This is a genomic window from Solimicrobium silvestre (assembly GCF_002976435.1).
Classification (GTDB): Bacteria; Pseudomonadota; Gammaproteobacteria; order Burkholderiales; family Burkholderiaceae_D; genus Solimicrobium; species Solimicrobium silvestre.
The window spans coordinates 139394-159543 of the sequence record NZ_PUGF01000004.1; the positions used below are offsets into that span (position 1 = coordinate 139394).

15 protein-coding genes and 2 riboswitches are annotated in these 20150 nt (G+C 50.8%); of the genes, 10 read left to right on the forward strand and 5 right to left on the reverse strand.

Going from position 1 to position 20150, the window contains the following annotated elements; translation table 11 throughout:
• Positions 1-9: 9 nt before the first annotated feature.
• Entirely contained in the window at positions 10-1524 is a 1515-nt protein-coding gene (locus S2091_RS06230) for a CoA-acylating methylmalonate-semialdehyde dehydrogenase (RefSeq protein WP_105530934.1), read from the reverse strand.
• Between the two features lie 288 nt (positions 1525-1812).
• Positions 1813-2028, reverse strand: a riboswitch (cobalamin riboswitch).
• A gap of 103 nt (positions 2029-2131) precedes the next feature.
• Entirely contained in the window at positions 2132-4960 is a 2829-nt protein-coding gene (locus S2091_RS06235) for a sensor domain-containing protein (RefSeq protein ID WP_105530935.1), read from the reverse strand.
• A 290-nt stretch (positions 4961-5250) separates the two neighbouring features.
• Here S2091_RS06235 and S2091_RS06240 point away from each other — a divergent pair, with 290 nt between their 5' ends.
• The 5 genes from S2091_RS06240 to S2091_RS06260 all read left to right on the forward strand — a co-directional run bounded on the left by S2091_RS06240 (position 5251) and on the right by S2091_RS06260 (position 11248).
• Entirely contained in the window at positions 5251-6690 is a 1440-nt protein-coding gene (locus S2091_RS06240) for an efflux transporter outer membrane subunit (protein WP_105530936.1), read from the forward strand.
• 93 nt (positions 6691-6783) lie between these two features.
• Complete coding sequence (locus tag S2091_RS06245; protein WP_105530937.1) at positions 6784-7965, forward strand: HlyD/EmrA/EmrK family protein; 1182 nt, start codon at positions 6784-6786, stop codon at positions 7963-7965.
• Positions 7962-9497, forward strand: coding sequence for a DHA2 family efflux MFS transporter permease subunit (locus S2091_RS06250; RefSeq protein ID WP_105530938.1), 1536 nt, complete (start codon positions 7962-7964; stop codon positions 9495-9497). Before S2091_RS06245 ends, S2091_RS06250 begins: the two co-directional genes overlap by 4 nt.
• 18 nt (positions 9498-9515) lie before the next feature.
• Positions 9516-10244: a siderophore-interacting protein gene (locus S2091_RS06255; protein WP_105530939.1), complete on the forward strand. Its 729-nt coding sequence runs from the start codon at positions 9516-9518 to the stop codon at positions 10242-10244.
• 107 nt (positions 10245-10351) lie between these two features.
• Positions 10352-11248 carry a LysR family transcriptional regulator gene (locus S2091_RS06260; RefSeq protein WP_105530940.1) on the forward strand — a complete coding sequence of 299 codons (897 nt, stop codon included), beginning with the start codon at positions 10352-10354 and terminating at the stop codon, positions 11246-11248.
• 271 nt (positions 11249-11519) lie between these two features.
• Here S2091_RS06260 and S2091_RS06265 read toward each other — a convergent pair whose 3' ends face one another.
• Positions 11520-12128, reverse strand: coding sequence for a TetR/AcrR family transcriptional regulator (locus tag S2091_RS06265; RefSeq protein ID WP_105530941.1), 609 nt, complete (start codon positions 12126-12128; stop codon positions 11520-11522).
• A gap of 148 nt (positions 12129-12276) precedes the next feature.
• Between S2091_RS06265 and S2091_RS06270 the strand changes: the two genes are divergently transcribed.
• Positions 12277-12609: a YnfA family protein gene (locus S2091_RS06270; protein WP_105530942.1), complete on the forward strand. Its 333-nt coding sequence runs from the start codon at positions 12277-12279 to the stop codon at positions 12607-12609.
• 23 nt (positions 12610-12632) lie between these two features.
• Here S2091_RS06270 and S2091_RS06275 read toward each other — a convergent pair whose 3' ends face one another.
• The gene (locus tag S2091_RS06275; protein WP_105530943.1) at positions 12633-13502 is read right to left on the reverse strand and encodes a LysR family transcriptional regulator; all 870 of its coding nucleotides are present in this window, start codon (positions 13500-13502) and stop codon (positions 12633-12635) included.
• Between S2091_RS06275 and S2091_RS23985 the strand changes: the two genes are divergently transcribed.
• The 4 genes from S2091_RS23985 to S2091_RS06295 all read left to right on the forward strand — a co-directional run bounded on the left by S2091_RS23985 (position 13387) and on the right by S2091_RS06295 (position 17094).
• Positions 13387-13833: an alpha/beta fold hydrolase gene (locus S2091_RS23985; protein ID WP_165794919.1), complete on the forward strand. Its 447-nt coding sequence runs from the start codon at positions 13387-13389 to the stop codon at positions 13831-13833. The two genes, S2091_RS06275 and S2091_RS23985, sit on opposite strands and share 116 nt — an antisense overlap.
• A gap of 95 nt (positions 13834-13928) precedes the next feature.
• Positions 13929-14561 carry a nucleotidyltransferase domain-containing protein gene (locus S2091_RS06285; RefSeq protein ID WP_105530945.1) on the forward strand — a complete coding sequence of 211 codons (633 nt, stop codon included), beginning with the start codon at positions 13929-13931 and terminating at the stop codon, positions 14559-14561.
• Positions 14500-14994, forward strand: a complete 495-nt coding sequence (locus S2091_RS06290) for a hypothetical protein (RefSeq protein WP_207769644.1) — start codon at positions 14500-14502, stop codon at positions 14992-14994. Before S2091_RS06285 ends, S2091_RS06290 begins: the two co-directional genes overlap by 62 nt.
• 111 nt (positions 14995-15105) lie before the next feature.
• Entirely contained in the window at positions 15106-17094 is a 1989-nt protein-coding gene (locus S2091_RS06295) for a phosphocholine-specific phospholipase C (RefSeq protein WP_105530946.1), read from the forward strand.
• A gap of 117 nt (positions 17095-17211) precedes the next feature.
• Here S2091_RS06295 and S2091_RS06300 read toward each other — a convergent pair whose 3' ends face one another.
• Positions 17212-19833 (reverse strand): S53 family peptidase, encoded by a 2622-nt coding sequence (locus S2091_RS06300; protein WP_105530947.1) that lies wholly within the window; start codon positions 19831-19833, stop codon positions 17212-17214.
• 73 nt (positions 19834-19906) lie between these two features.
• Positions 19907-19993: riboswitch (cyclic di-GMP riboswitch) on the reverse strand.
• Between the last annotated feature and the right edge of the window lie 157 nt (positions 19994-20150).

Here is a 20150-nt window from a genome sequence, read left to right on the forward strand (position 1 = left end):
CGCGGCCCCTTACTTGAGGGCTATGGTGGTGTTCACGCCAGCTGACAACGTACTGTCGTCGAACCAGCGTTGTGTAATCGTTTTAGTTTGGGTGTAGAACGTAATAACCTGCTTGCCGTAAGGCCCCAGATCGCCCAGCTTGGAAGCACGTGAACCCGTGAATGAAAACAATGGCACCGGAACTGGAATTGGCACGTTGATGCCAACCTGACCGATATCGATTTCTTCCTGGAACACGCGTGCCGCTGCGCCGGATTGGGTAAAGATCGCTGTGCCGTTTCCGTTCGGGTTGGCGTTAATCATTGCAATCCCTTCTTGCAACGTAGCGACCGTTGCCAGACACAGTACCGGCCCAAAGATTTCCTGATCGTATATGGTCATGCCAGGTTTCACACCGGAGAAAATAGTCGGGCCGATGAAATTACCTTTTTCGTAACCGGGAACTTTCGGATTACGCCCATCGAGTTCCAGTTTCGCGCCCTCGGCAATACCGCGCTCGATCATTGTCGCGACGCGATCGTACGCAGCGCATGAAATTACCGGCCCAACGTCGGTACCGGGCTCAGTGCCAGCATTGACCTTCAAGGTTTTAGCGGTGCTGACCAGATCTGCAATCCAGTCCTTCGCATCCCCGACCAGCAGCGCAACCGATACCGCCATGCAGCGCTGTCCGGCAGCACCGAACGTGGCACCGACAAGGCTATTAATGGTTTGCTGTTTGTTTGCATCAGGCAGGATGACGGCGTGATTCTTGGCACCCATCATGCATTGCACGCGTTTACCGGCGAGGGTTCCACGGTGGTAGACATGCGTGCCCACCTTGGTAGAACCAACGAAGGAAATCGCTTTGATATCGGGATGGTCGCAGATGGCATTAACAGCCTGTTCACCGCCATGAATCACGTTCAGCACGCCGGGAGGAATACCGGCTTGCAGTGCCAGTTCCACCAGCCGCATGGTCACCATCGGATCTTGCTCGGACGGTTTCAGCACGAAGGTATTACCGCAGGCGATCGCCATCGGGAACATCCACAATGGAATCATCGCCGGGAAATTAAACGGGGTAATTCCGGCGCACACGCCTATCGGTTGCAGCAAGGTGTAGGTATCAACGCCACCAGCCACGTTGTTAGCCAGTTCACCCATTTGCAGATTGCCGATGTTGGCGGCGTGCTCGACCACTTCCAGCCCGCGGAAAATATCGCCTTCGGCATCCGGCAAGGTCTTGCCCTGTTCGGCTGTCAAAATCGCGGCCAGCTCCTTCATGTTTTCGCGTATCAGCTGCTGGTATTTCAAGAAGATACGAGCACGCGTGCCAATCGGGGCTTTGCGCCAGGTCGTGAACGCTTCTTTGGCTGCTGATACCGCAGCATTGATTTCGTCCGGTGTAGCGAACGGAACGCGGGCGATCACTTCCTGCGTGGCCGGGTTGATGATGTCGCGCCATTCGCGGCTGCTTGATTCAACGAATTCACCGTTGATAATCAATTTGACAGTAGGTAGTTGGGATGCTGCGTTGGTCATAGTAAGTCTCCTCCGATCGGACCCGATTTTAGTCAGGCCATTACGATTAAAAAGGGTACTGCGCACGCGACTCTGCCCGCACCGAAAGCACAGACAAAAATCCGGGCGCAATTACCCGACTTGGAAGCGCTGCAAGGAAAGGACAATGCGCGCCGCGACCCGCACCCACCGTACGAAGTCGAGACCTTAGGAAGAATAATGAGGGAGTTACTAAAAACGGTGAAACGGCACAAAATCGCAAAGGCAACAAAGGCACGTCTTAACCGGATTCATCGCCGCCCGCGATCATTCTCGACAGATCACCAGGCCGGTATCCGGGCTCGCAAGACTTGTCGCGTCGCCTTCCCGGTCTAATGACCAGTGGCGTAGATGACGCGACCACACTTACTTACCGTTGCGGGGGCAGCAGCGGCATGATCGTCCACTTCCGTGGAGACGCACCGCTTTCCCGTTTAACTGTCTTCCCCGAAAAGGGACAACAGCACCTGATGGCGGGAAAGATAGCATGGTTTGACGTTAACGTAAACGTCAAACTAAATGGCGACTGCGCCGCTTTATCGGCGGGCATGATCGTTCATATTCGTTGTGTCATGCAAGTTGAGGTTTTTTAACAAACGACAGGCGGCAAAATAAAATAACCGTTACGACCATTTGCTTTGGTGCGATACAGTGCTTTATCTGCGATCGCCAATAATTCATCTGAATTAAGATCTTCATCCAAGTTGAATGCGACCCCGATACTTGTTGTTACGCTGAGTTGCTGAGCACCGATCTGCCAAATTTGATTCGCCTGTTCGATGATTTTTTCGGCAATCAGCTTTGCTTCTTCGACAGTCTGAATTTCCTCAATAATAATCACGAACTCGTCACCAGCCATACGTGCGACCGTATCGGTGGTTCGTACCGCAGCCTTTAACCTTCGACCAAATTCCCGCAACACGGCGTCACCTGCAGCGTGCCCCATCGTATCGTTGATCGATTTAAAATGATCGATATCAATAAACATAACGGCCATGGCCTTCTTTGAACGTTTTTTACGGTTGATCGCCTCATTCAATTTTTCATTCAATTGAAGCCTGTTCGGTAGGCCGGTCAGGCTGTCCACACGAGCTAACATCGTCAGCTTATTTTCAATAATTTTAGAATCAGTGACGTCGCTGCTCAGAGTGTAAATACCAACGATAGAGCCATCGCTGATCTGCTCCGGTATATACGTTGTTTGCAATAATCGCGTAACATTTCGCACTGTTAATTCACTGGAAAATTCCACCCGCTCACCGCGTAATGCACGATCCATCTGCGCACGGGCCTGTTCAAAAAATGTGATGCCAAACAGATCCGTGACCGGGTGATTAATAATGTCTTGCGGTTCAATTCCCATCCACTTAAACATGGTTCTATTACAGAATTTAAAGTTCAGTTCTTTATCGATATACGTAATGAGAACGGGCAAGTTGTCAGTAATTGTGCGCAGTTGTTGTTCCAGCTCCCGTTGACGAAGTTCGTTATTTTTAGGGATCGTAATATCGAATGTCATTGCGTAAAATCCCACCACATTGTCATCGGCGTCGATATCTGGAACATAGCTGGACTGTAAATGTGTCGGCTTCCCATTTAAATTCAATGAACTTTCAAACGTAACGCGCTGTCCGGAAAGCACCATGCGGATATATGGCTGCAAGTGTGCATACAATTCGGGATCGCGTATTTCTTTTATAGTGTGACCGATAATGTCGATGTCGCCAGCATCAAAGGTTTTAGATGTTTGTGCGTTAATGAAAAGGTAGCGCTCTTCAACATCAAGATGAGCAATAATCGCCGGAATGTTATCGGCAATAGCTTTCAACCTTTTTTCACTTTTACGCAGCTTATTTTCAGAGCTAAATAAGCGGCTTGTTAGCGGATGCAACTGAAACCTCAGCAATACAATACCGAACCCTGACAATATGCAAATGATCAAACTGCAGGAAACTAATGCGTCTCGAATTCCCGCATAGAGTTCGGCAGTATCTTCTTTCACAACGATGCCAAGGTTATTACTCAACGGGCTAAAAAATGCTGCAACGTTTTTTTGACGGTAATCCAATGCCTGCACAAAACCCGTTTCACTTTGCAAGGCATAAGCCATCGGCAACGGATGGCCAGCTGCACCAACAGGTTCGACCATAAACGGTGTTGATTTGACCGTATTCGGGAAACATTGGATTTTTGTTTTCACTGCCGTACAAATTGCAATTTCGGCTGATGCGCCCAATCCATCAATATTAAACATCTGGTGTTCAAACTCATCCATCTTTTGCTCCAGCACGATTTTCCCAATTTGCCTGGTTTGAATCTCAATCGGAAACTCTGTTTTAAGGAAGAAACCGTCATCCCAAAATAGGGTCGCCGATGTCTGGGTATTGAGTTTGATTTGAATATTATCGGCCGATCGATTCTGCCCGCCCGCAAAAATTTGCTTACCTAACGGATCAAATAAAGTAACACCCGTGAACTGGGAGCCAAGTATTTTCCGTGCTTCTTCAGCTAATTCTTGTTTCAGCTGATCATTGCGGGAACTCTCAATGAAACGCTGCGTTACCAAATAATTTTGCGCGATTACCTGCGCTTTATTAATACCGGCATTGATAATCGTGCGAAACAGAACTTTACGTTCGCTGAGCTTGGTACGCAGACTTTGATTAAGTGTCGCTTCCAGTGTTTGTTGTAGCACAACGAAACTCGTCAAACCTGCCGTGATGATCACAACAATAATAATGGCGGCACTGGCCAACGTAATTTTTTGATCTTCGCGCAGATATTTCTGTGAACGATACCAATCGGCATGATGCCAGCTGAAACGCAAAGCTCCGGCGGTAACGATCATTCCAATGGCCGTGTTTATGGACATGCGGGCTGATCTCGCCCAGCCAAACAGAAGGTCCTGATTCAGGTAATAGCCTACCAAGCCAGTTAATCCGATCACAAGCACGACATATGTCAGCACCTGCACCGCTATTGCCTGCCATTTCGAGTTGACATGGTTCATTAGCACAAGCACTAATCCAGCACAAATGAAACCAAGCGCGGAATTCGGTGCCATTCTGCCTGGCCGCACATTGTCATAATTCAACCAGGTATGCAACGCCACCAGGTCTATGCCAAAATTCTTATCAAGCGTTATTTCTAGCAATGTAATGCAGCACAATCCAATCAAAAATGCACCCATAACAGTCTGGAGATTGCTGGGAGGCAATTGCATAATTTCTGGAAGCGCCAGTGCCACTCCAGCTAAAGCAAAACATAAGCCCGTGTTAAAGACCATGGGCACGAGCCCTGCTTTTATTTCAACCATTGCTGGCACGTGGAATATCCAGCCAGCAACGGCTATGCATCCAAGTAACAAGATAGCTATACCTAGGAATGTTTGAACTTGACTAGGTTTTTTTATCTGCATGAGTCTTTAATAATCCTTGGTGTACCGACACAGAGTTTCAACATGTCTTTACGTAATTTGTTAAGCAATGCTCCTGCATCACGGGAAATTATGTGATGAATATATATTAGGCATTTTTTGCAGAAAGTCTTCGATTTTCTGGGGGGAGACAATGTTAATAATTATTTTTTTCACAATCAATTGCTGATGATCGATTGCGAAAAATGAAAAGATACATTAACACATGCGTCATTTCTGATTGGTCAGCATGGGACTAGCATATCCGTACTAAAACGAAAAACGGAGTTCCAATGAAAGGCCAATTAGCGACGCGTGCAGGCGCATATGTCCTCACCGCCGAGTTAGCACTGATACTTTGTGGATGTGCTACCGGCAACAATATTTCCCCCACTTTAAAAACACCAGACATCGAGCACATCGCCGTCGGTCAGCGCATTACACAAGCGGCAGCTAACAATGTCGGCGATACCGGTTCAGTCACATGGTGGAAGTTTTACCAAGATCCTCAGCTTGCGCATTTGCTGGAAATCGCCATGCAGGAAGCACCATCCATCCAAACTGCGGCTGCGCACTTGCATCGCGCCGAAGCGGTGCTTGACCTGAATAAACCGTCGATAACTGGCGGTGCTCAAATCGCAGGCGATCGCTTTCCCGATCATTACACTTATCCCGCCCCTTACGCGGGCAGCGGTGGGAGCGATGGCAGCCTGACAGTCAATGTCCGTTACCATCTCGACTTTTGGGGTAAGCGTCGGGAAGCACAAGCCGCTGCGGGTGAACAATTAAAAGCCTCGCAGGCTGAAGTTGCCGACGCAACGCTGCTGCTTGAGACGGCGGTGATGGATGCCTATATTGATCTCGACTTGTTTTACAAAACGCGCGATCTCGCCGCGTCCGCGCTAGGTAACCGGCTAGAGATAATCAGCATGCTGGCAGCGCGTCAAAAAGCAGGTCTTGCCACTGACATCGATGCAATTCATGCCAATGAAGCCGTCACGGTGACACGCGGCGAAATCGCCCGACTTGACAGCGAGATTACTCAGCGCAAGAGCCGGATTGCTGCGTTACTGGGGCAAGACCCGGGCTTTGCCGAGCAAATCGAACGTCCCTCCCTGGTCAACATTTCGGACCCTGCCCCGCTTTCGGCCATTCCGTCCGTGTTGCTCGGCTACCGCCCTGATGTAGCACTACGGCGTGCCGAAGTCGACGCTGCGGCACATGAAATTGGCGTCGCAAAAGCGGCGTTTTATCCGGATGTCGATCTGACGGCATTCGCCGGTTTAATGAGCCTCGATGTCGGCTATCTGCTGCGCGCAGGCAGCACGGCACTGAATGCTGGTCCGGTATTGACATTGCCGATATTCGACGGCGGACGATTACGCAGCACGCTTAAAGGTCGCACGGCAGAATATGACGCAGCAGTAGCAAACTACCGCGCCACGCTGTCCACTGCGCTTCAACAAGTGGCTGATGGCATTGCACTACTCGAGTCCGAACAACTCCGCAGAAACGAGGCAAAAACCGCAGAAGCACATTGGCGCCACGTGGCAGAACTTCAAGATGTGCGCGTGCGGCATGGCTTTTCCACTGCAATGGATCTACTCACCGCCAAGACTGAGCTGCTCTTGCGCCAACGCCAGTTGTCCGAGGCAGAAGCACGGATCGCCAGCGCGCAGATAGCGCTTATACGTGCGCTAGGTGGTGCGTGGGCCCCGTCATCCAACTCTTGACTCAACAACTCGTGAATTAACTTCGTCGTCCACGCTGCGCTCATGCCGTGAACATCACCTCACTATCGATATCAACAAACAACAAATAAAATCATGACTGATAAAACCACTCCCCAAGCAAGCCAAGAAATAGTAGCAACTCCTTCAAGCACGCGCCGTAAAAGGCTACTGGTCGTTTTCGGCGCAATTGCCGTCGCTGCATCTGCCTTCGCGGCCTGGCGATTTTTTTCGGACGATAGTCTGCGCAGCACTGACAACGCCTATGTTGGCGGACAGGTGGTGCAGGTGATGCCGCAAATCGCCGGCACGGTCACACGGATCATGGCCGACAATACCGATCGCATCGCCGCTGGCGCAAGCTTGATTCAGCTCGACTCCACCGATGCACAAGTAGAACTGGCTGCGGCCGAAGCCAAGTTAGCGCAGGCGGTGCGCACTGTACGCGGACTGTATGCGAACGACGCCCGCTATGGCGCCGATATCCTGGCGCAGCAAGCCGAACTGGACAAGGCACGCGCCGATCTTGCCGAACGCAAGGCAGTGGCAAGCATTGGAGCCGTCACCGGTGAAGACCTTCGTCATGCCGCTAATGCCGTGCTTAAGGCCGAGGCTATCTATACCGCAGCACAACAAGCACGGGCGCAAGCGCTGGCCCAAATCGATGGATCAACCTTCGCTTCTCACCCAGATATTCAGGCAGCGGCGCAGCGCGTGCGAGCAGCGTTGATTGCGCTGAGTCGTAGCAGAATCGTTGCGCCGGTTTCCGGCATGGTCGCACAACGCGTCGTGCAGCTCGGGCGCCGTGTAGGGCCTGGTGACCGGTTAATGTCGATTGTCCCGTTAGACCGGCTTTGGGTCGATGCTAACTTCAAGGAAGTCCAACTCAAAGGAATCTGCCCTGGACAAAGTGCAAAAGTAACCGCAGATGTTTATGGAAAAGCGTTGATTTATCACGGTCGTGTCGAGGATATCGAAGCGGCAACGGGCGCTGCGGTCGCATTACTACCGGCCCAGAACGCGACCGGCAATTGGATCAAGATTGTGCAACGGGTACCAGTGCGAATCAGTTTGGATCCAGCCGAACTGCTGCGCAATCCGCTCAGGATAGGTATGTCGACCGAGGTTGAAATCAATACATCCAGTTGCGATGCACAGTGGGCAGCGGCACGGAAACCGAAGGACGATAACGCAGCAGGGCTCTACGATGTGCAAGCCGGCATTGCAGAGACACGGGTTAAGGAAATCATCGCAGAGAATATGGGAAGCCATAAATGACGCCCTCTTCCGACAAACAACCCCTTGTTCCGCTACACGGCGCAAACCGGTCATTGGCAGCACTAACGCTTGGCTTGGCATCGTTCATGGCGGTAGTGGATATCACGATTGCGAACGTATCGGTTCCAACCATTTCCGGCAATCTCGGCATCAGCCCGGAGGAAGGAGAATGGCTGATTACCTCGTTTGCAGTGGCGAATGCAATCTGTATTCCACTGACCGGCTGGCTGTCACGACGCTTCGGCCAAGTCAAATTATTCGTTGCTGCGGTGACCGCTTTTACCATCGCATCAATACTGTGCGGGCTTGCGTCATCTTTTGAATCCCTACTATTTTTTCGCATTCTGCAAGGTGCTGTAGCCGGGCCGATTGTGCCGCTTAGCCAAGCCTTGTTGGTTGCCGTTTTTCCGCGCGAGCGCCAAACACTCGCCGTTGCCATGTGGGCGATGACCAATATGGCCGGGCCGGTGGTCGGACCCATGCTAGGCGGCTGGATAACCGATCAATACAGTTGGCCGTGGATTTTTTTGGTGAATGCCCCGATTGGATTTTTTGTCGTTGCCTCAACGCTTAAGCTCTTGCGCGGCCGTGACACGCCAACGGTGCGATTACCGGTGGATGTGATTGGCCTGGCCTTAATTGCCATCGCTGTCGGCAGCCTTCAGATCGGACTTGATCGTGGCAGGACGCTGGACTGGTTTGCATCACCGATGATCTGCGTCATGGCGATACTGGCAGTACTTGGCTTCATCGTTTTAATCATATGGGAGCTGGGCGCCACGCACCCCATCATTGATCTGCGGCTGTTTGCGCACCGTAACTTCGCAGTAGGAACAATCGCGATAGCGATCGGCTTCGGGCTCTATTTCGCCGCACTGGTTCTCATCCCGCTTTGGCTGCAAACCAATCTGGGATACAGCTCGACTTGGGCCGGTTTGGTCACTGCACCAATGGGAATTTTCGGTATCGCACTCGCCCCCTTTCTTGGGCGCTGGGTCAGCAAAAACGATGCGCGACGCTTTGCCAGTATCGCCTTTATCGCCTGGGCCGCCGTCGCATTCTGGCGCTCAACCATGACGACACAAGTTGATGCCAATACGATAGCGATCACCTGTCTGGCGCAAGGAATAGGCATAGGCTTTTTCCTCACCCCGATCGTCAGCCTTTCGCTGATCGGTATTCCTCCGGAAAAAGTAGCCGCCGCGTCGGGGCTGCAAACCGCGATTCGTATGATGTCCGGCAGTTTGATGGCTTCCTTGGCGCAGACATTTTGGGATCAGCGCTCACGCTTTCATCAAACCCATCTGGTGTCGCAACTCACTCCATTAAACGATTACGTTGCCAGTACGATTTCAACATTAAAACAAACTGGTTTCAGTGAAACTCAGGCATGGGGGCTGATTGCGCGTGAACTTGACATACAAGCGCACATGCTTTCCTTGAATGACTTCTTCCTGTTATCGACTCTCTTGTTCTCTGCAACGCTGGGTGTTGTCTGGCTTGCACGCGGACCTCGCAAACAAACTAATTAATTAATTAAGGAGCTTCTGATGAAATTCAAATCAACCACTCGCATACTCATTCCGGTCGAAGTCATCCAGATCCGGGATGTAACGCCCGCCATGCGCAGGATCACGGTTGCGGGAGATGGCCTGCATACTCTCGTTGTGGATAAACCGACTCAATGGATGAAAGTGTTTTTCCCAACGAATAACGCGATGCCGCCAACGGGACGTGCCTACACTATCCGTCGATTCAACGCCGCTGATGGACGCATGGATTTAGATTTTGTTTTACACGGCGACAATGGCCCTGCATCCTATTGGGTAGCTCGTGCGAAACCCGGTGAAATTCTCAGTCTCGCCGGGCCACGGTCAGGCTATGACATTAATCCCAGTGCACACCGGCATATACTGATTGGCGATGCAACTGCCCTCCCCGCCATGGCCTCCATCGTGGCGGTGTTACCTCCTAACGTTCAAGTAGAGATGTTCGTTGAAGTGAGTGATAAATGGGAAGAACAAGTACTCGACAGTGCGGCTCAACTAAAAACGCACTGGCTGCATGCAGGAAAACAGCCGCCAGGGACAACTGGCCAACTAGAACAAGCGATTAAACGTGCCTCTTTTGATGCTTCAGATTGTCAATATTGGGTTGGAGGCGAATCTTCCATGGTGCGGGCGGTGCTCAGTCATCTTGTGGTGGAACGGCTAATTCCACGTGCGATGATTCATTCTGCCGGTTACTGGAAATTGGGTGCCACGGATCATCGTGAGTAAGAGCAATAAGATTAAGCTACTATGCTACGATCTTTCACTGCACGACGAATCCGGTATTTTTGGCTTAACTATTTTTTGTCTTATCAAACCCATCCTCTTTGCCCCTCATGAACCCGACCGACTTGAATCTATTGATTGCTCTTGATGCCTTACTCACTGAAGGGAGTGTGACCGGGGCTGCCGAGCGTTTGAATATCAGCGCCCCCACCATGAGCCGCACCTTGAACCGGATTCGCGAAATGGTCGGAGACCCAATTTTCGTGCGGGCTGGAAGAGGACTGGTACCAACCCCACGCGCTGAAGCATTACGCGAAGGAACCCGTGAGCTGATTCAAAAAGCAAATATATTGTTACGCAATGATGATGGTTTCGATTTCCACACGCTTCAGCGCACTTTTTCAATACGTGCGGACGATGGTTTTATTACCAGTTTCGGCCCCATTTTATTAGGCTTGCTGGCAGATGCTGCACCGGATGTGCAGCTACGTTTCCGACCACAAGGATTACAAGATGTGGATTCGTTAAGGGATGGCAAGATTGATCTGGATATCGGCGTGATCCCGGATATCGGCCCTGAAATTATCCGCCAATCATTGTTCCAAGACCGCTTTGTTGCGGTGTTCCGGGTAGGGCATCCTCTCGACCGTATTGACGTGCTCACGCCGCAATTATTTGCGCAGCAACGTCACATCACCGTGTCGCGGCGAGGTCGAATGAGCGGCCCCGTTGACGACGCACTGGCAGCACTCGGTTTATCCCGAAAAGTAGTCGCGGTGGCGCCAACGTTTACCGAAGCGCTGGCGATTGCCCGCGAGACGGACCTGATTGCCACCGTAGCCGAACGCTCCACGCAAACCGTGCGCTACGGCATGCGTACTAGCGAACTACCGGTACCAACCCCCATCGTCTCGATTTCGCAAGCCTGGCATCCACGCTTTGGCAGCGATCCTGGACATCGCGCACTCAGGGCATTAGTGCGCCAGTGCTGTCAGCCCGGTATTTAAAATAGGCGGGTGGTTTTTCTTCAGATAGCGACCATAGTCATGAAGGTAAGGCAATCTTCACTGAGCCAATCAAAAGAAAATAAAATCTTCATTGCAATTAGGAACACTTAATTCGATCCGGCGAATTAAATAACCAAGGCTCAGGGCAATAGCAAAGATGCTGAATTCGATAATTATTAACATAATAAACTCCATATTCGCACTATCGTGCGAAATTTACACATTAAAAAACAAACGTCGCGTCGCGGCAGCACACCTCTCTCATACTTCTCTACGGATGGTAATTAAAGCTGCGATAAGTTGAAATCAAACGTTTATACGCACTGCACACCCGGTCTTGCGCCTTAGGATCACGTAAAAAACGGGCATCGTGCATAAGGCCAACCATTAAGCTGTAGATTTCAAACACTAACTGCTCGGGGTCGGTGTCAGACCGTAGATGCCCCGCGTCCAGCGCCTGAATAACGGTGCGGCGCAGTATCCCGCGCCATTGCAAGATATTCGTTTGCAAACATTCCCTAATCGGGCTGTCAACATCGTCGTACTCGAAAGCCCCCGCTACATAGATACAACCTGTGACGTTACAGGCGCGCCCGATCCAGCCCATTACTAATCCATTCAGACGAGGCAGACCGCGGGGCAGAGCCATTGCCGGCTTAAACACTGCGTCGGCAAAACGGCGATCAAACTCGGCGAGCACCGCTTCACGTAGCGCTTCACGAGAGCCAACCCGTGAAAACACGCCGCTTTTGCTAATGCCCAGTCGTTTGGCAACTTCGCCTAGTGACAAGCTTTCCAGTCCTTGGGTCGCAACCATATCCAGCGCGGTATTAATAATAGCCGCTAGGGTGAGTTCACTTTTTTCAGTTTGGGTATCCATGGAAACTAGTTTAGCACGATCATGCGAAACTTAAAGAACTTTTTATCTGCGGTATTTTTAGCCGATCAATACTCAAACCCACGCTGAGATTTAAACTGGCAAAATAGCACTGCTTGCAGTTAGCAAGCAACTTTACTTCGGAGAGAAGATGTTGCAATTAATCAAGCTTACGGCCTTATTTGCCATCACTGCATTAGCAGAGATTATTGGCTGCTACCTGCCTTGGCTGGTGCTAAAACAAGGTAAACCGATCTGGTTGTTGTTGCCTGCTGCGCTATCTTTAGCGCTGTTTGCCTGGTTACTCACATTACACCCAAGTGCTGCAGGTCGTACTTATGCAGCATATGGCGGCATGTACATTGCCATTGCCTTGCTGTGGCTACGCTTTGTTGATGGAATTACGCTAAGCCGCTGGGATATGGTTGGCGCTGGAATGGCACTGGCGGGCATGGCTGTGATTGTTATGCAGCCAAAAGGTTAATGACCGCCAAAAACCAATTCATATCAAACTATAAAATTTTGAAGCTCTTGCGCGGTTAAAGAAAACAGTTTTTCATCACGTAACGATTGATAAATATAATCGGCAAATAGCGTATCGCGCAGTGGTTGCAACTCACGCCGGTTGACATAGGTAATCGAAAATGAGCGATGACGACTGAGCTGATCGAGCAAGACTGGCCGCAATCGCCCGGCGCGAATATGTTCAACCGCCAGATAGCCGGGCAATTGCACCAAACCTTCATCCGCTAGCGCCGCCTGGCATGCGCTTTCGATGTCATTGACGCTAAAACTACCGCGCACTTCCATCCGATACAGTTTGCCACTGTCATCAAATTCCCAGCGCATCGGTTCTGAGCTGACACCGACTTTGAATGCCACGCATTTATGATGTGCAATGTCTGCCGACTGGATTGGCGTACCTTCCCGCGCCAAATATTTAGGCGTCGCGCAAACATAAAACGGCATGATCGCCAGACTGCGGTAGATCAAACGACTATCTTCGCGGTGCCCGCCACGAATCGCCATATCTGCGCCGTGCTCAATTAAATCAATCACGTCATCATCCAGCGATAAATCAATATCAATTTCCGGATAGCTTTTACGAAAACTAATCGCCAACGGGGCGATAAATTTTCTGCCGAAATTACGTGCGCAGGTAATCCTCAATAATCCACGCGCATCGGTACGGCTTTGTTTGGCGGCAGTTAGCGCACGGTTCATTTGCAACAGCGCTGCCTGCGTATCGCGATACAAGGCCATGCCTTCATCGGTACAACCTATCTTGCGCGTCGTCCGATTGAGCAAGCGCACGCCCAATTCTTTTTCCAGCTTTTGTATAGAGCGGCTAATTGCTGCGGTACTGGTATTCAGCACATTAACGCGCTGGTTTTCACCTGAAACGCTGGCGACGAATGATCAGTATGTGCAATATGCCCGTGCTTCCGTATTAACTGATTCGGCGGCAGAATGGGAAGCAAGCTGGAACAGCATGGCTAACATGAGCCATTTCAAGCGCCTGCCATCAATTCAGATTCCAACCAAAGTCATTGCCGGTGAACTTGATGTGTCGTGCCCACCCGAATTAATGCGCAACGACATTGCGCAACAAATACCCAATGCCCGCATGCACGTCATCGCCGGTGCGACACACATGATTAGTCTGACGAAACCTGTCGAATTAGCTGCACTGTTGCTGGAGAAGTGAGCTGTGGTTCCGAGTTGTCGACTTCTTCAGGTAGTTGAATAACTCAATTTAGCTGCAATTTGACAATACCCATATTGGGCATTAACATACCCAATATGGGTATATACACAGACGCACTCTTCTCTAAAACGCAACAACGGGTACTGGCACTAATATTTGGTCAGTCACAACGGTCGTTTTACGCGAATGAAATTATTGGATTAACTGCTTCCGGTTCCGGCGCCGTGCAGCGGGAATTGGCGCGGCTTGAAGAAGCGGCCCTAGTCACCGTACGGCGCATTGGCAATCAGAAGCATTATCAAGCGAATCCTGATACACCGATATTTGAAGAATTACGCGCTATTGTAATAAAAACGTTTGGCGTTGCCGATGTACTGTGCTCCGCGCTCGCACCGCTTTTGCCGCTCATTGATTTAGCATTTATCTATGGCTCAATTGCCAAAGGATCTGAGACGGCGAATAGCGACATTGATCTGATGGTGGTCGGCAAGTTACCGTCCAATCTGCAATTACTTGAAACTTTATTGCCATCCAATGTCCAACTCGGTCGCGTGGTAAACCCTACGCTCTATACGCCTGACGAGTTTGCGCAACGGATTCATGATGGGAAATCATTTATCATGCGCGTTCTGGAGCAGCCTAAAATATTTATCAAGGGATCGGAACATGACATCATCCGACTTGGCGGCACTAACGAATCTGGCTCGCATCGGGAAACTGAAGATTGAACCACCAGATGCACGCGAACTAGCCGGCTTATTACGATCAGCCACCGCACGTTGGCATGACTCCAAACAAACTATTCTCTCAATAGAAAGTCGCTTTGATCTTGCTTACAACGCGGCACATGCAGCGGCATTATCTGCGCTACGTTTTCATGGTTATCGCAGCGAAAATCGCTATCTGGTCTTTCAATGCCTGGAACACACTCTCGGGCATCAACCTGCGCAATGGCTATTACTCAACCAAGCACACAACAAACGGAATCTGGCCGAATATGAAGGCGACCTTGATGTTACGTTGAGCTTTGTCGAAGAACTTATTGAACATGTTGGAAATATCATTGCAGCAGCTCATGAACTGCACTTACAGTCCCCCCCTAGATCCGCCATAAATTCACGGCCAAACCCCAATCAAAACATGTCATCGAAACGTCACTGACATGTCATTGATTTGACATTTGCACGTCATTTTCCTCCCCTACACTTCCCACGGCAATAAAACCGAGGTGCTCAATTTCGAGACCATTTGTGTAGCTAACAGGATCCTGTCATGACAAAAATCAGAGGTTCACGTCGTCAATTTCTTACCACCTCGGCAGCCACTGCCGCAACTGCTTTCATTCCTAGTGTACTGAAAACCGCGATGGCGGCGACACCAGCTGGTAGCTCGCTGTCGGCAGTGAAACATGTCGTCATCTTCATGCAGGAAAATCGCTCTTTCGATCATTACTACGGCTCACTGCAAGGCGTGCGCGGCTTTAATGATCGTACCGCGCTAACACTGCGCAATGGCAATACCGTATTCAAACAGCCGAGCGGCAGTAGCTACGAAATGCCTTTCCATCTCGACACCACCGCAACTAGCGCGCAATGCATGTCCGATCTCGATCACTCATGGACTGGCACGCACAGCGCTTGGGACAACGCCAAATACGACAACTGGGTAGCCGCCAAAGGCTCACTCACCATGGGCTACTACACCCGCGCCGATATTCCTTTTCACTACGCGATGGCTGACGCCTTCACCATTTGTGATAACTATTTTTGCTCAATCATGGGCCCGACCAATCCAAACCGGCTCTATCTTTGGTCCGGCATGATCGACCCAAATGGTACCGGCGGCGGCCCTATAACGAACAACGACGAGCCGGGCTTCAGCTGGACCACTTACCCGGAACGGCTGCAAGCGGCGGGAGTAAGCTGGAAGGTATACCAAAAGACCAGCGACAATTTCGACGACAATGCATTGGCTTGGTTTACCCAATACCGCAACGCCGCAGTTGGCTCACCGCTGTACAACAACGGCATGTCTTCGGTACCGGTTGTAACGGGCAATACGGTGAGCGATATCGTCGCCGCCATCAAGAACGATGTACTCAACAACACTCTGCCGCAAGTTTCCTGGGTAGTTGCACCGGCCAGTGCTTCGGAACATCCAAGCAATCCACCGGCTAACGGTGCCGATATGGTGAGCCAGGTATTGGGCGCACTGACCTCTAATCCAACCGTGTGGGCATCGACCGTGATGTTCCTCAACTATGACGAGAATGACGGTTATTTTGATCACATCGTTCCACCTGTTCCGGCCGCCGGCACCGCCAGCGAATTCGTCAGTGGCGTTCCTATCGGCTTAGGCCCACGTGTACCGATGACTGTTATTTCGCCATGGTCGCGCGGCGGTTATGTGAATTCGCAGGTGTTTGACCACACCTCGGTAATCCGCTTTTTGGAAACCTGGACCGGTGTTCAGGAGCCAAATATTTCCGCATGGCGTCGTCTGATTTGCGGTGACTTGACTTCGACACTGAACTTCAACAGCACCACAGTCAGCGTGCCAAGCATGCCGAACACCGCGGCGCTCGCTCAACAAGCTGCCACTCAGTGCTCTACCCTGCCGGCACCGACGGCACCGCTCAATCAAATCACACCACTTCAAGAATTCGGCACACGCCTCGCCTGCGCCCTGCCTTATCAGCCGAACGGCACTTCGCTTGTCGCAAAATCTACCGGCATCGTTTGGATCACCATGACAAACACCGGTAGCCAGGCGGTACATCACAGTATTTACGCCAACAACTATCGCAGCGACGGCCCGTGGCAATATGACGTTGCCGCGAATGGTTCAGTGAAGGATTACTTTCACGTACAAACTTATGGCGGTGGCTATTACGATTTATCGCTGTACGGCCCGAATGGTTTTATGCGTCGCTTCGTCGGCAACATCAATACGGCGGCAGGCGGCTTACTGGAAGTCACTTCGTCTTACAGTTTCGCCACGGCGGGCAACGCTCAGTTGCTGCTGACAATGGTGAATAATACGACTGCCAGCGTGACCTTCACCGTGACATCGAATGGCTACCGCACTGATGGTCCTTGGACGTGTGTCGTAGCAGCGGGCGCAACGGTAAGTTCTTACTGGAATGTGCAGACTGTAACTAGCGGTTGGTATGATTTCACCGCGACGGTAAATGCCGACAGTAGTTTTTCGCGTCGCTTTGCTGGACACGTGGAGCTGGGTGGGACAAGTATTACAGGCTAACCTTTTACAGGTTAACTTTTTTACGGGTTAGCTTTTTACTGGTTAATTTTTTAAATAAATATAAGCCGGGTGGACAGGCACAAAATGCCCACCCACCCGGCTAATATGAATCAACCATCAATGCGTAACAGTAACTGGCACCGTAACGGTTGTACTCAAGCCAGCTGAATCAGTCACAACGACTTTCATGCTGTAAGTACCCGCGACTGGATTAGCCCAAGTCGCTGTAATAGTTAAACCAGTCACCGAAAAAGTCATTCCCATTGGAACGCCAGAAATTGATACCGACAACGCCGTAGCAGTTGGGTCACTAATGATGATAGATCCAGTAAGCACTTTACCGACTTGGCCCGTCATTGCCGGCGCTGTTACTACCGGCCCTTTGACGCTGATCGTTACCGTGTACACGCCAGTACCGCTCAGGCCGGTTACGCTGTCTTTCGCGGTCACCGCAACCGCATAAGTTCCAGCAACAGGTTTAGCCCAGCTAACTTCACCAGAACTACTAATGACCATGCCAGAAGGTGCGCCGCTACCTAAAGTGTATGTCACCGCATCAGGTGCAGTAGCAGTAACACCGAACGATAACGCAACACCCACTGTGCCATTAATGTTTGCGCTGGCGACTGTTGGTGGCGCTTTAGCTGCGATGACGATGCTATACACGCCTTTACCGGTTAAGCCAGTTTTAGTGTCTTTAACACTCACCGTCACAGCATAACTACCAGCAACCGGTGTGGCCCAAGTGACTAAGCCAGCGCTGCTAATCGTCATGCCGCTTGGTTGTTGCGCCAAGGTATACGTCAACGGATCTGGCGAAGTCACTGCGACAGTAAAGGAAAGTGCCGTACCCACTTTGCCGCTAATGCTGCCGCCATTAACTACCGGCGCGGTTGGATTAGCAATCGTCACCGTATACAAACCCGAACCGCTCAAACCGGTTTTACTATCTTTAGCGCTCACCGTAACAGCATAGGTACCAGCAACTGGCGTAGCCCAAGTTACCGCACCGACGCTGCTAATTGCCATGCCTGAAGGTGCACCGCTTAAGCTGTAAGTAACGGCATCTGGCGCAGTGACTGAAACAGTAAATGACAATGCCGTGCCAACTGTGCCGCTAATGCTGGCCGGCGTAACAACTGGAGCAGCAATCGCTGTCGATGTGCCTGAAAGTATATTCAGCAAACTAGTCGCATTAGGAGTACCCAAACCGGTTAATTGGTCATAGCCGACTTTAGCGATGCAAGCTGCGCAACTACCGTCCGAACCTTGCGTGACATCTAAAAATGCGCTGGCATAGCTGGCTGGCACGTTAGAAATTTGATCGTAAAGAATGGTTTGAGATGCACCTAATGCTGTCTTAGAAACCAAAGCGCGTTCGGCGTTAGCAATCGTCACAAGCCCAGCCCATTGCGGTGTCGCCAAACTGGTGCCACCCGCACTGAGCCAGCTCACGGTCGAGCTGCCCGGACTTATCACGGCTAAATATTGACCGGTATTTGGATTGGCATTAAACGACACGTCCGCCACGGTACGATAAGTTTGCGCTCCCATACCGGGCACTGAACTATTCTGATAACTCGGCACAGCAGTATATGCACTAGTACCACCGCCGGTATCAGCCCAGCCTGTTTCTGAACGCGTACCACTTCCAGAATACGTTAAGCTGGTACCGCCCACCGCCATCACATGAGTAGAAACAGATGGCCAGATAACGCCCGCACCAGAATCACCGGTGGCCGCGAAGTAACTCATGTTGGCAACGGTAAAAGAGGAGTCAACCGAGGCGGTCCAGCTACCTTCCGGGCTACCAAAACTCATCGACACAGCACCTGGGCCCATCGCGTTCGCTAAATTTATACCGGCTAATAAACTATTGAGTGAAGCATCCGGAACTTCAATCAAAACGATCCGTGCCAACGGCGACGTTGCATGCGACCACTGCACATCCAAGGCGATCTCGGTTGCCCAACCTGAATTATAAGCAGGTGCCGTGCTAGTCATCGTGCCGCTGGTAGTACTATAGACCACAGAGAATTGACATGCATTTTTGGACGCTGCCGATAAAGGTAAACTTGCTGTGCTGGCGATAGGCGTTGTAGCACAAGCAGGCAAACCAAAGGCTTGATTGAATGCCGCTAATTCAGCAGCGACATTCGGATCACTCATCGCATCAATTAAATAAATAGTTTGTCCGGCACCTAACGACGCAGCTTGTGCTGCAGTGAGGGTTGCGCCTGCCGCTGGCAAGGTTGGAAAACCGTAAGCGGCACGTATTTGTGCTGGGGTATAAGTAACCACTGCCGCGGTTGAAGCCAGTGGATTAACCATACCGGCTACGCTGACATTTTCTTCCTTAATCTCATGCGTTTGTCGAATGGTTTGCAGTGCTTGCAAGGTTAACCGACGAGTGGATACATTTTTAAATTCATCCGGCACCAACTGTATGCGAGGTGATTTACGCGCTGACGCGGCATTGTCTACTGCATCTGTCGTATCTGGCGCGTTTAAGATGACGGGAGCAACATGAAATCCCGGTGTTGCAACTTGCTGAGCAGCTGCCGTTGGCAATGCAGATGGCTGCAACTGCAGTGTCGTGACACCGCTCGCCATATCGACTGCGGATACTGGACGGCTGTTGGTATCAGAACCTCCGCCGCAGGCGCTAAGGAACGTGGCGGTACTAACGGCCAACAACAATCCACGGGGGACTAAATTAAGCTCTGGGAATATCTTCAAGACTCGCTCCAAAATGAGCGAGGGCTACGCCTAGTCAAAGTTCAAATACGAACGGGAACCGCCAGTACTGAAGCTTGGCAACCCCGCTACCATAACGCTTGCGCGCTTTAGGCCGGAGGCTTTGCGTCCTCGCTTTTCAACGAGTTTGCCCTCAGTGAACTAAATCAAAACCTAACTGTTCATTAGGTTTCATAAAATACTTCTAAAAACGTTTCTAACTACAGGCGGATATTAGCTTGATTTTTTTAAATAAAAAAGGGCTTTTTCAAGTTTATTTCAACGTGTTTTTCTTTGCATAACAAGTCGAGCGTTTTGCT